Genomic DNA, 10,664 nt, shown 5'->3' on the forward strand with positions numbered 1-10,664 from the left:
GACCTGATAAGACCGCATCAAGCGACAAGGAGGGAATAACAGATGGCATACCAGAAACTGAGTCGTGATTCGAGCTCGCGGAAGGCGCTCTTCCGTGACCTGGTCACCGACCTGTTCCTCTACGAACGTATCCAAACGACGGAAGCGAAGGCGAAGGAAGTTCGCTCCATCGCCGAGAAGCTGATCACGCTCGCTAAGCGCGGCGACCTGCATGCGCGTCGCCAAGTGGCGGCATTCGTGCGTCGCGAGACGCTGAACGGCGAGCAGGACGCGATTCAAAAGCTGTTCTCCGATCTCGCGCCGCGTTACGCGGAGCGTGCAGGCGGCTACACGCGCATCCTGAAGCTGGGACCTCGCCGGGGCGACTCCGCTCCGATGGTGTACCTCGAGCTCGTCGATCGCGCGTAATCCCGCGCAGCAAGCGCTTCGGTTTCGACCTCTCTCGTTTAGACGAGAAGCCGTCGCTCGAACGTAAACGGCTTCGCCCTCCTTCGGGAGGCGATTGCCCGTTCACGCCGAGAATTCCAGGCTGACGATGCTTCGGCATGAACCGGCTTAGAATTCAAAAAAGGATGGACCGAATGCTACCCTTTCGGCACATCCTTTTTTTGTGTCACGAGGAGGAATGGCGCATGCGCAACATCGCGCTTCTGATCAGCTACGACGGCGCCGGCTACTATGGCTTTCAGAGTCAGCCGGGCGGAAATACGGTGCAGGATAAGCTGGAAGAAGCGATTCATATGCTTGCCGGGGAACGCGTCAAGCTGACGGGCTCCGGGCGTACCGACGCCGGCGTTCATGCGCTCGGTCAGGTCGCCAACTTCTATACGGCCTCCAGCATCCCGGCCGAGCGGTGGGCTGTCGCGCTTAATTCGCGGCTGCCTGACGATATCGTCGTTCATGCCGCCGTCGAAGTAGCGGAGGCATTTCACGCCCGACGCTGCGCCGTGCGCAAGACCTATCGGTACTCCATCAATTCGTTCCGTTTCCCGGACGTATTCGCCAGGCATCGCGTCTTCCATCACCCCGCGCCGCTCGATTTCGGCGCTATGAGGGAGGGATTGACGCATTTGCTCGGCGAGCACGATTTCACTTCCTTTACCTCGCCGCTCTCGACCAAGCCTCATCACGTCAGGACGCTCTATGAGGCCTCTCTCGCCGTGGATACGGCGATGACGGGCAGCGAGCAGGCAGGAAGAGGCATCGCGCATATTACGGTGAGCGGAAACGGATTTCTCTATAACATGGTGCGCATTATCGCGGGTACCATACTCCAAGTCGGTGAGGGTAAGCGGAGGCCGGCGGAGATCGCCGATATTCTGGCTGCCAAGAGCCGTGCGAGGAGCGGTCCGACGGCCGTTCCCCATGGTCTCACGATGTGCGCCGTTCAGTATGGACCCGAGTGGGGACTGAATTGGAGGCCGCCTTATAATTAATGCGGTAAACTTGCGATTTGGTATTGCGACGCCCAGAGTTATCATGTACAATAGTCATTGTGTGTTCTTCATGGCTTCCCACGGCCCCGATGAAGAACATTACAGCGGCCGGTGACGCGCCGCGCTGTCTCTTTCCCGAAGATGGAGACCGGCGAAGCGGACGATGTATGTAGCATTTCCCGATGATACGTAAACGATGAGGCCTACAGGCCGATCACGGATAAGAAGCAGGATTGAAGGAGGCAGTAACATGCGCACAACGTACATGGCGAAGACGAACGAAATTGAACGCAAGTGGCATGTCATCGACGCTGAAGGCAAGACGCTGGGCCGTCTGGCTACAGAAGCAGCATCGCTGATTCGCGGCAAGCACAAGCCGGAGTTCACGCCGCATGTCGATACGGGCGATTTCGTCATCGTTATCAATGCCGAGAAGATTGTCCTCACGGGCAAGAAGCTCCAACAAAAGAAGTACTACACGCACTCGCACTACCCGGGCGGTCTGAAGACCACGACGGCTGGCGATATGATCGCCAAGAAGCCTGCTCGCATCATCGAGCTCGCCGTTTACGGCATGCTGCCGAAGAACAAGCTCGGCCACCAGCTTCAGACGAAGCTGAAGGTATACGCAGGCGCAGAGCATCCGCACCAAGCACAACAACCTGAAGTTTACGAACTTCGCGGTTAAACGAGAGGGAGGACCTACCAATGGCTCAAGTGCAATACATCGGAACTGGCCGACGCAAGCATTCGGTAGCGCGCGTACGTCTCGTGCCCGGCGAAGGCCGCATCGTGATCAACAAGCGCGACATCAACGAGTACTTCGGTCTGGAGACGCTCAAACTGATCGTCAAGCAACCGCTGAACCTGACCGAAACCACCGGCAAGTACGACATCATCGTACTGGCTAACGGCGGCGGCATCGCAGGCCAAGCTGGCGCGATCCGTCACGGCATTTCCCGCGCTCTTCTGAAGGCCGATCCCGAGCTTCGCGGCTCGCTTAAGAAGGCCGGTTTCCTGACACGCGATCCGCGTATGAAGGAACGTAAGAAGTACGGACTCAAGGCCGCACGCCGTGCGCCTCAGTTCTCCAAGCGTTAATCGATTTATACAAGCCTCTGTGCCGTTTCGCGACGGCACGGGGCTTTTTTTATTCCGATCTTTATTCTTGTATATTCCGATCAGAAATCGTATAATTTTTTAGACTAAAGCATCAAAGTGCAGAACCTACTTGTCAACAGGGGGTAGTGAAAATGATGAATTTGCTTGAGAAAGAAGCGCTGATCCGCGAAAAGGCGGAAGAATTCGAGCATGCTTCTCCAGAGACAGTCATCCGTTGGGCCGTCGAGACATTCCCCAATATTACGTTCGCATGCAGCTTCGGAGCCGAGGACGTCGTCTTGGTCGACATGCTACAGAAGATCAGCCCGAAGACCGATATTTTTTATTTGGATACCGACTTCCACTTCAAAGAGACGTACGAGACCCGCGACAAGCTCGCGGCTTATTATAATCTGGAATTCGTGCGCGTCAGCCCCGTCATCACACCCGACGAGCAGGTCGCGCAGCATGGACCCGAGTTGTGGAAAGCTAACGCAAACGCCTGCTGCAATATCCGGAAGGTCGAGCCTCTGACCCGGATTCTAAGCCAGTACGAAGCTTGGATCACGGGCATCCGGCGCGACCAGGCTCCTACCCGAGCCAATGCCAAGAAGGTCGAATACGACACCAAGTTCGGCCTGGTGAAGTTCAACCCGATCGCCTCTTGGACGAACGAAGACGTATGGGATTATATCCGTTCGAACAATATCATCTATAATGCGCTTCACGACAACCACTATCCAAGCATCGGCTGCGAGTACTGCACGCGTCAGGTCATGCCGGGCGAGGATCCGCGCGCGGGACGTTGGGCGGGTCAAGAGAAGACCGAATGCGGTCTGCACAAATAAGCGGCCTTACGAGAGGAGCAGCAACTTCCAATGAGTACGATTCAGCCGCATGGCGGCACTTTGATCAACCGCGTGCTGGAGGGAGCCGCCAGGGATGAACTGTTGGCTCAAGCCGGAGGCTTCAAGACGATCGCGGTCAATGCTTGGACGATATCCGATCTCGACCTGATCGGTGTCGGCGCGTTCAGCCCGCTCACCGGTTTCTTGAACGAACAGGACTACAAGAGCGTTGTAGACGGCATGCGCCTGGCCAGCGGCATCGTATGGAGCATCCCGATCACGCTGACGGTGAATGAAGAGCAGGCGGGCAACCTGTCCGTTGGCGATCGCGCGGCGCTCGTTGGCGAGCAGGACGGCGTCGTATACGGCGTCATCGATATCGAGAGCATTTATACGCCGGACAAGAAGCATGAGGCCGTCCAGGTGTTCAAGACGGACGATCTGGAGCATCCGGGCGTCGTTAAGCTCATGGAGCGTCCGAACGTATACGTCGGCGGACCGGTCCAGGTACTGAATCGTCCGCAGCCGGAGAAGTTCGGCGAGTACTACTTCGATCCCGTCCAGACGCGCCGTATCTTCGCAGAGAAGGGCTGGCGATCCGTCGTCGGCTTCCAGACGCGCAATCCGGTCCACCGCGCCCACGAGTACATTCAGAAGTGCGCGATGGAGATCGTGGACGCGCTCTTCCTGAACCCGCTTGTCGGCGAGACCAAGTCCGACGACGTGCCGGCCAACGTGCGCATGCGCTCGTACGTCGCCCTGCTTGAGAATTACTATCCGCAGGACCGCGTATTTCTTGGCGTTTTCCCGGCCGCTATGCGTTATGCAGGCCCGCGCGAGGCGATCTTCCACGCCATGGTCCGCAAGAATTACGGCTGCACCCACTTCATCGTGGGTCGCGACCATGCCGGGGTGGGCGACTACTACGGCACGTACGAGGCGCAGGACCTGCTCAAGACCTTCTCGGCGGACGAGCTTGGCATCACGCCGCTGTACTTCGAGCACAGCTTCTTCTGCAAGAAGTGCGGCAACATGGCTTCTAGCAAGACTTGCCCGCACGGCAAGGAAGAGCACCTGACACTGTCGGGCACCAAGGTGCGCGCTTTGCTGCGCGACGGCGTCTGCCCGCCTCCGGAATTTTCAAGACCGGAAGTGGCCCAGATCCTGATCGAAGGCATGTCCGCTTCCGCTGAGACGGCCGCCCGATAAGTCCGATCATAAATAACCGCCCTGTCCCATAAGATGTAGCGTACATCATATGGACAGGGTGGTTTTTATTATGCGGCAAAGACACGGGCACCTATATTCGCGCACCAGGCATCCGGGACGGATCATCGTCTGGATCACACGCAAAGGAGCCGCTCGTCTCGGCGCCGTCACAGGCCTCGTTGCGCTGCTCGGCGTCTTGTTGTGGACAGAGATTCCCGCACTCGAGACGGGAGGACGGAGCTACCTAAGCACGCCGCTCACGGGCAAGACGATCGTGCTGGATGCAGGGCACGGCGGCGTGGACGGTGGCGCGGTAAGTCGCGACGGCGTCATCGAGAAGGACATTAACATGGCGCTCGTGCTGCAGCTACGGGATTACCTGCAGCAGGCCGGAGCCGTCGTTTATCTGACGCGGGAGGGGGATCACGATCTGGCGGATACGGACCTCAAGGGTTATTCGAAACGCAAGACGCAGGACTTGCTGAAACGGACCGCGATGATCATCGAGAAAAAACCCGATGTCGCGTTGACGGTTCATATGAACAGCGTTCCTTCGTCTAGATGGTCGGGTGCGCAAACCTTTTATTATCCGGATAATGCCGAGGGCGGCCGCCTGGCGACGCTCGTTCAAGCCGAGATCCGCGAGTCCGTGGGCAATACCAACCGCGTCGCATTGACCAAGGATAACGTATACCTGCTCAAGTCGCTTAAGATGCCGGCAGCGCTCGTCGAGGTCGGCTTCCTGTCCAATCCCCAGGAGTCTCGCCTGCTTGCGGGCGAAGCTTACCAGACAAAGGTAGCTGCCGCTTTGTATAGAGGCATCCTCCGTTTTGTAGAGGGAGAAGGCAACTCTTCGCCAGCCAAGGCGGTGCAGTAATCGGCGGGCCGGAATAGCATGGCCGAACGTCATTCGCGCCCTGCGATTGTGCTATAATAGACAATCAAGATACCGCGGAGCGGGTGGAGGTTGTAATGCGAATGGCCACGAGAGAAGAAGTAATCGAGGCGCTCAAGGAGCTGCAAGAGCCGACCTTGAAGCAGTCTCTTGCCCAGTTGGGCTTGCTTAGGGATATCGTCGTCCGAGAGAGCGGCATCTCGCTGACGGCCGTGCTTCATCCGGACAGCATCGCCGAGTCGGGACGACTGGAGGAAGCGGTCGCGACGGCGCTTGCCGCGCTTCATGCGAACAAGCCTCATGTGCGTATGCGTCCCATGACCGAGCATGAGCTTGGAGAAGCGCAGTCGCGCGCCGAAGGCGGCCATGCGGGCACCGCGGCGACTGCAGGCGCCCATAAGGAGTCCGCGCCGGTCAAAGGGCACAGCGCGGGTCTGGAACGGCATCCGCTGCTCAGCCCGGAGAGCGACGTCGTATCCATCGCCATTGCCAGCGGCAAGGGCGGCGTGGGCAAGTCTACGGTGACGGTAAATCTGGCCGTTGCGCTCGCCCGGAGAGGCAAACGCGTCGGTCTGATCGACGGCGACATCTACGGATTCAGCGTGCCCGACATGATGGGCATCGAGGAGCGGCCCGAGCAGGTGGGCGACAAGATCAAGCCGATCGAGCGATTTGGAGTCAAGGTCATCTCGATGGGCTTCTTCGTCGAGGACAACAGCCCGATCGTCTGGCGGGGACCCATGCTCGGACGGATGCTGCGCAATTTTTTCTCGGACATCGACTGGGGCGAGCTCGATTACTTGCTGCTCGACCTGCCGCCGGGCACGGGCGATATCGCGCTCGACGTCCATCAGATGCTGCCGCGCAGCAAGGAGATCATCGTGACGACGCCTCATGCGACTGCAGCGTTCGTCGCCGCACGCGCCGGAGCGATGGCGATCAAAACGAACCACGAGATCATCGGCGTCGTCGAGAATATGGCATGGTACGAGAAAAACGGAGAGCGCGATTATGTGTTCGGCCGAGGCGGCGGGGGCATGCTGGCGGATACGCTGCACACCTCGCTGCTCGCCCAGTTTCCGCTCGGCGCGCCGGATAATCATCCTTCCGAGCCGGACTTCTCGCCGTCCGTTTACAAGGCGGACCATCCGACAGGCCAAGAATACTTGACGCTCGCGGACGAGATCGTCGCCCGCTGCGGCAAATAAAAAAAAGCAACCGCCGACGCACCTAGCGCCGGCGGTTGCTTTTTACCTCATCATCCCTAATTTTGCAACGCGTTTACTGACCGCCGCCGCTGTCGGACTGCTGTTCGCCGCCGCTGCCGCCGCTCCCGCCGCCTTCTCCGCCGCTCTCGCCGCCGCCGCCGCCCGACGAACCGGACTTTTCAGGCTTCGGCGTGAGCTCTTCCTTCACCACATCCTGCAGGATCTTCATCAGTTCCAGCTTAAACACGGGGTTTTGGATCGCTTCGCCCACGGCGCTCATCATTTGCTTCCGGTACTCGGCCGTTTTCGTCGTTTCAAAAAGCACGGACTTCATGTCGCCGGTCTTGAACACGTTCACGAGCTCTTGCTGGTACATCGGGTCCTTAAGCAGGTCTTTATGGATCTGCTTGTTGTCCTTGCTGACCGCCTTGGCGAATTCGCCGGCGAATTTGGTGTCCGTCATGATCTCGCGAAGCACCTTGGAGTAATTGGACGAGGTCAATACATCCTTCACCGCCGTCCTAATTTGTTCCTGATCCGACGGGGTCAACGACTGCGCGTGGAGGGAGCTGGTGCCGTATTTCTCCGTGGACGCTTTGTCAAGCGCTTCCTGTGCCTCTTGCGAACCGAGAATGTCGATTACCATCGATTTGACGTCTTTATAGCTCATTTGCTCGCTGCTGCCGCTCGATTCGGGACCGCAGGAGGTAAGCAAGATGACGGCCGAGAGGGCGAGGCCGGTCCACCATAAGCGAAGCCGCATAATGCGATCATCACCCTTTCCGGGAATTTGATCGTAGTATGCGACTTCCGGAGGACGATTATAAGGGAAGACTTCATGGCTTTTTGGGACGAACATGGTAAAATGTTTGTGTACTGACGGGGGAGGAATACAATTGAATTTGCGTAAATGGATGACCTTGTTCGGCACGACGATCCTGATCGGCGGCGGGGCCGCATTGGTTACAGGCGTCGTGATGATGGTATGCGACCCGAACTTCCAGATCGGCGGCGCGCGCGGCTGGGCCTTTAATCTGATCATGATGGCGCTTGCCGGCCTTTCTTTCGGCGCGTTTGCGCATATGGGCTTTTTTGCGTACCTCATGCTTAACTACATCGCCCGCAGCATTATCAAGCGTCCTTATCTTTGGGTTGCGCTTCAGGGCTTCGTGGCGCTATTCGTGTTGGCCGAGATCATATACTGGACGCATGACAGCGAGTTCCCGCCCCATGCCTTCTGGTTGGTGCCGCTGCTCCTTATGTTAGGCGCGCTCGCGGTTGCCTGGCGCAAGGTCAAGGAGACGACGTCCGGCGCATGGATTCCGACGCTCTTTTTCATGATAGCCGTGACCACGATCGAGGGATTGCCGGGATTCCGCTCGGGCGGACTATGGACGCAGCTGACCTTTACGCTGGTTCCGATCTTCGTTTGCAATGCGTATCAAATATTGCGCCTGCACCATATTTTGAGCGTACCCGGCTCGGCCGCGAAGCTGAACACCGAAGCGGGCAGCCACTAACGGCAGGAGAGAGCCTAAGCGATCTGATTCCAGGTCTGCTTGTCTTGGACCGTCTGTCCCTTGGTGTCGGTCTGGCTCATCAGCTGAGAGACCGTGACGAACTCATAGCCCTGGGCGCGCAGTTGATCGATGATTTGCGGGAGCGCTTCATGCGTCTGCAGGCAGGAATCGCTGGCATGCAGCAGGATGATATCTCCCGGGTGGGCCTTGGTGACGACGCGCTGCACGATCGTGTTGACGCCAGGGTTTTTCCAGTCCAGCGAATCGGTATCCCACTGTATGACCTTATAGTTCAGATCCTCCGCAATGCGCAATACGCGCTTGTCGAAGTCGCCGTTCGGCATCCGGATCAGATTCGGGCTTTTGCCGGTCTGGTCGGATAGCATCCCATGCGCCGTTTGGATCTGCTTGCGGATGTCGTCTTCGCTCAGCTGGCTGTAGTTTACGTGCTTGTGGCCATGGCTGCCGATCTCGTAGCCGCTATCCACGATTTTTTGCACGATGTCCGGATGCGTCTTGCTCCAGGGCGAGGACAGGAAGAACGTGACGTTGTTAACGTTCTTCTGTTTCAGAATGTCCAGGATCGGCTGCGCTCTCTTTTCTCCCCAGCTGATATCGAAGGTAAGCGCGACGACCTTGCGGTCGGTCGGCACGCTGTAGACGGCAGCCGGCGGATGCGGTGCGAAGACGCTGATGTTGTCCCTCTCCGTCCATATGACCCCTACAGACAACAGCACGGCCAGCGTGAGGAAAAAATACCGTTTGATGCGGCGGCCGCTCCATACGAAAAAGTAATTCATGATTCCGTTCCCCTCTCGATTAGAAGTTAGAATAAGGCTTGGACGCTACAGCTTGTTCTAATTGCAATGTATGCTTGACCCATGGCAAGTTATGATACGGGCGCGAAGGGGAGAATCAAATTGATCAGAAAATCGCTTTTACTGGCGTGGACGGACGTTAAGCCCTATTTCTGGGCGGCTGCCGTTATTTTTTTGGCCGGTTTGTTCGTCGGCGCCATGTCGAAGGGGGATATCGGCTGGCTGGACAAGCAGCTTCAGAGCATTAGCGATATCGCGAAGCAGGCGGACGGGTCCGATCACCCTAGCCGCACCATGTTCGGTCTTATTTTCGTGAATAATCTCGTTGCGACGGCTTTTGCGATGTACCTGGGTATTGCGGCTTGCATCATGCCGTTGTTTTCGCTTGCGCTGAACGGGCTGGTCATGGGTTATCTCTTCGGTCAGCTGGCCGACGAGGGCGCGAACATTTGGCCGCTGATCGCGCGGGGCATATTGCCTCACGGCATTTTGGAGCTGCCTGCGGTGTTCCTGGCGGCCGCGTACGGCATTCTGCTCGGCGCGCGATTGCTTCAGGGCATAGGGCGTTCTGTGGCGGGAAAACCGGAGCCGTGGGGGAGGTTCGTCGGCGCGTTGAAAAGATCCGTGGCTGTTTACGTCGTCGTGGCATTCATACTTTTAATCGCGGCCGCGATCGAGAGTACGATTACGCTTTACCTTGTACGCTCCTGATTTATTTTGCGGGGAGACAAGTCATATTTCCGGCTGAATTGGTGCATAACAGTAAAACGCTTAAAGGCGGACCGCCGCACGCGATGCTGGGATTGCACAGGAGGCCTCGGAACGTATGCTTGGTATGATGTTCACGGACAAGGAATGCAGAGAGCTGGATTATATGCTGCGCAAGGAGCTCGACGAGATGCTGCTCGATCTGGGCGATCGGAGAATGGAAGGTCCCGTTAAGGAAGCGATCTTCAAGCGGTACAAGACCATCTTTAGAATGTATGCCCGGATCGCGGCGCCCAGAGAGCTCTCCAGATACGCCACGGGTCTTCGGAATCAGCGTACATAGACTGCATTCGGGCCTCTATGAAAAAGATTGAATATAGCGGGATAAAAGTATTGACGATATGCGACGGAATGTGATAAATTATCTAACGCCCCACCTGATGGGGACAGCGGACAAGCGGGTGCAGCAAGCGAGATAATGACTTACATATCTTACAAGTTGCATTGCCTGGGCTCGCTGTGATATATTATAAAAGTCGCCGTTGCGAGGGAATGATGCAGCGAGTTGACAAGATTGCTCCTTGAAAACTGAACATCGAGCGTTAAAACAAACGGACGCTGAAGCCTTTCGAGGCGGAAGCAAAAGTTATACCAGCATGAAATGAGCAAGTCGAACTACCCTATATGGAGAGTTTGATCCTGGCTCAGGACGAACGCTGGCGGCGTGCCTAATACATGCAAGTCGAGCGGATTTAGTTTGTAGCTTGCTACAAGCTGAGTTAGCGGCGGACGGGTGAGTAACACGTAGGCAACCTGCCCTTGAGACCGGGATAACATTCGGAAACGAATGCTAAGACCGGATAGGCAACGAGGTCGCATGACCTTGTTGAGAAACACGGCGCAAGCTGTGGCTTGGGGATG

The 10,664-nt window shown here is 57.2% G+C and carries 13 protein-coding genes and 1 rRNA gene; 12 read left to right on the forward strand and 2 right to left on the reverse strand.

Annotation, left to right across the window (positions count from 1 at the left end):
- The first annotated feature begins 42 nt into the window (after positions 1–42).
- The 8 genes from rplQ (at position 43) to PQG80_RS23405 (ending at position 6,697) form a co-directional block, all read left to right on the forward strand.
- On the forward strand, positions 43–408 hold the full coding sequence (rplQ, locus tag PQG80_RS23370; RefSeq protein WP_090117889.1) for a 50S ribosomal protein L17: 366 nt from the start codon (positions 43–45) through the stop codon (positions 406–408).
- Between the two features lie 224 nt (positions 409–632).
- A complete protein-coding gene (gene truA / locus PQG80_RS23375; protein WP_271754069.1) occupies positions 633–1,436 on the forward strand; it encodes a tRNA pseudouridine(38-40) synthase TruA in 804 nt (267 codons plus the stop codon).
- A gap of 250 nt (positions 1,437–1,686) precedes the next feature.
- Positions 1,687–2,124, forward strand: coding sequence for a 50S ribosomal protein L13 (gene rplM, locus PQG80_RS23380; RefSeq protein ID WP_271754070.1), 438 nt, complete (start codon positions 1,687–1,689; stop codon positions 2,122–2,124).
- A 20-nt stretch (positions 2,125–2,144) separates the two neighbouring features.
- Positions 2,145–2,537: a 30S ribosomal protein S9 gene (gene rpsI / locus PQG80_RS23385; protein ID WP_090117886.1), complete on the forward strand. Its 393-nt coding sequence runs from the start codon at positions 2,145–2,147 to the stop codon at positions 2,535–2,537.
- A 155-nt stretch (positions 2,538–2,692) separates the two neighbouring features.
- On the forward strand, positions 2,693–3,385 hold the full coding sequence (locus PQG80_RS23390; protein ID WP_271754083.1) for a phosphoadenylyl-sulfate reductase: 693 nt from the start codon (positions 2,693–2,695) through the stop codon (positions 3,383–3,385).
- A 30-nt stretch (positions 3,386–3,415) separates the two neighbouring features.
- Positions 3,416–4,594, forward strand: a complete 1,179-nt coding sequence (gene sat / locus PQG80_RS23395) for a sulfate adenylyltransferase (protein WP_271754071.1) — start codon at positions 3,416–3,418, stop codon at positions 4,592–4,594.
- A 70-nt stretch (positions 4,595–4,664) separates the two neighbouring features.
- Positions 4,665–5,471 (forward strand): N-acetylmuramoyl-L-alanine amidase CwlD, encoded by an 807-nt coding sequence (gene cwlD, locus PQG80_RS23400; protein ID WP_271754072.1) that lies wholly within the window; start codon positions 4,665–4,667, stop codon positions 5,469–5,471.
- Between the two features lie 101 nt (positions 5,472–5,572).
- On the forward strand, positions 5,573–6,697 hold the full coding sequence (locus PQG80_RS23405) for a P-loop NTPase (RefSeq protein WP_271754073.1): 1,125 nt from the start codon (positions 5,573–5,575) through the stop codon (positions 6,695–6,697).
- 73 nt (positions 6,698–6,770) lie between these two features.
- On the opposite strand, the gene gerD is transcribed toward PQG80_RS23405, so the two are convergent.
- Positions 6,771–7,460 (reverse strand): spore germination lipoprotein GerD, encoded by a 690-nt coding sequence (gerD, locus tag PQG80_RS23410; protein WP_271754074.1) that lies wholly within the window; start codon positions 7,458–7,460, stop codon positions 6,771–6,773.
- Between the two features lie 133 nt (positions 7,461–7,593).
- Between gerD and PQG80_RS23415 the strand changes: the two genes are divergently transcribed.
- Positions 7,594–8,217 (forward strand): KinB-signaling pathway activation protein, encoded by a 624-nt coding sequence (locus tag PQG80_RS23415; protein WP_271754075.1) that lies wholly within the window; start codon positions 7,594–7,596, stop codon positions 8,215–8,217.
- Between the two features lie 14 nt (positions 8,218–8,231).
- Here PQG80_RS23415 and pdaB read toward each other — a convergent pair whose 3' ends face one another.
- The gene (gene pdaB, locus PQG80_RS23420) at positions 8,232–9,017 is read right to left on the reverse strand and encodes a polysaccharide deacetylase family sporulation protein PdaB (protein WP_271754076.1); all 786 of its coding nucleotides are present in this window, start codon (positions 9,015–9,017) and stop codon (positions 8,232–8,234) included.
- Between the two features lie 120 nt (positions 9,018–9,137).
- Between pdaB and PQG80_RS23425 the strand changes: the two genes are divergently transcribed.
- The 3 genes from PQG80_RS23425 to PQG80_RS23435 form a co-directional block, all read left to right on the forward strand.
- A complete protein-coding gene (locus PQG80_RS23425; RefSeq protein WP_271754077.1) occupies positions 9,138–9,746 on the forward strand; it encodes a stage II sporulation protein M in 609 nt (202 codons plus the stop codon).
- A 115-nt stretch (positions 9,747–9,861) separates the two neighbouring features.
- A complete protein-coding gene (locus PQG80_RS23430; protein WP_271754078.1) occupies positions 9,862–10,086 on the forward strand; it encodes a hypothetical protein in 225 nt (74 codons plus the stop codon).
- Positions 10,087–10,424: 338 nt separating this feature from the next.
- A 16S ribosomal RNA gene (locus PQG80_RS23435) occupies positions 10,425–10,664 on the forward strand; the annotation flags it as partial.

It is taken from the genome of Cohnella rhizoplanae (assembly GCF_948329515.1).
GTDB lineage: Bacteria > Bacillota > Bacilli > Paenibacillales > Paenibacillaceae > Cohnella > Cohnella rhizoplanae.

Bases quoted from the DNA above. Each gene is read 5' to 3' on its own strand.
- rplQ (WP_090117889.1), top strand. From the start codon at position 43: ATGGCATACCAGAAACTGAGTCGTGATTCGAGCTCGCGGAAGGCGCTC.
- truA (WP_271754069.1), top strand. From the start codon at position 633: ATGCGCAACATCGCGCTTCTGATCAGCTACGACGGCGCCGGCTACTAT.
- rplM (WP_271754070.1), top strand. From the start codon at position 1,687: ATGCGCACAACGTACATGGCGAAGACGAACGAAATTGAACGCAAGTGG.
- rpsI (WP_090117886.1), top strand. From the start codon at position 2,145: ATGGCTCAAGTGCAATACATCGGAACTGGCCGACGCAAGCATTCGGTA.
- PQG80_RS23390 (WP_271754083.1), top strand. From the start codon at position 2,693: ATGAATTTGCTTGAGAAAGAAGCGCTGATCCGCGAAAAGGCGGAAGAA.
- sat (WP_271754071.1), top strand. From the start codon at position 3,416: ATGAGTACGATTCAGCCGCATGGCGGCACTTTGATCAACCGCGTGCTG.
- cwlD (WP_271754072.1), top strand. From the start codon at position 4,665: ATGCGGCAAAGACACGGGCACCTATATTCGCGCACCAGGCATCCGGGA.
- PQG80_RS23405 (WP_271754073.1), top strand. From the start codon at position 5,573: ATGGCCACGAGAGAAGAAGTAATCGAGGCGCTCAAGGAGCTGCAAGAG.
- gerD (WP_271754074.1), bottom strand. From the start codon at position 7,460: ATGCGGCTTCGCTTATGGTGGACCGGCCTCGCCCTCTCGGCCGTCATC.
- pdaB (WP_271754076.1), bottom strand. From the start codon at position 9,017: ATGAATTACTTTTTCGTATGGAGCGGCCGCCGCATCAAACGGTATTTT.
- PQG80_RS23430 (WP_271754078.1), top strand. From the start codon at position 9,862: ATGCTTGGTATGATGTTCACGGACAAGGAATGCAGAGAGCTGGATTAT.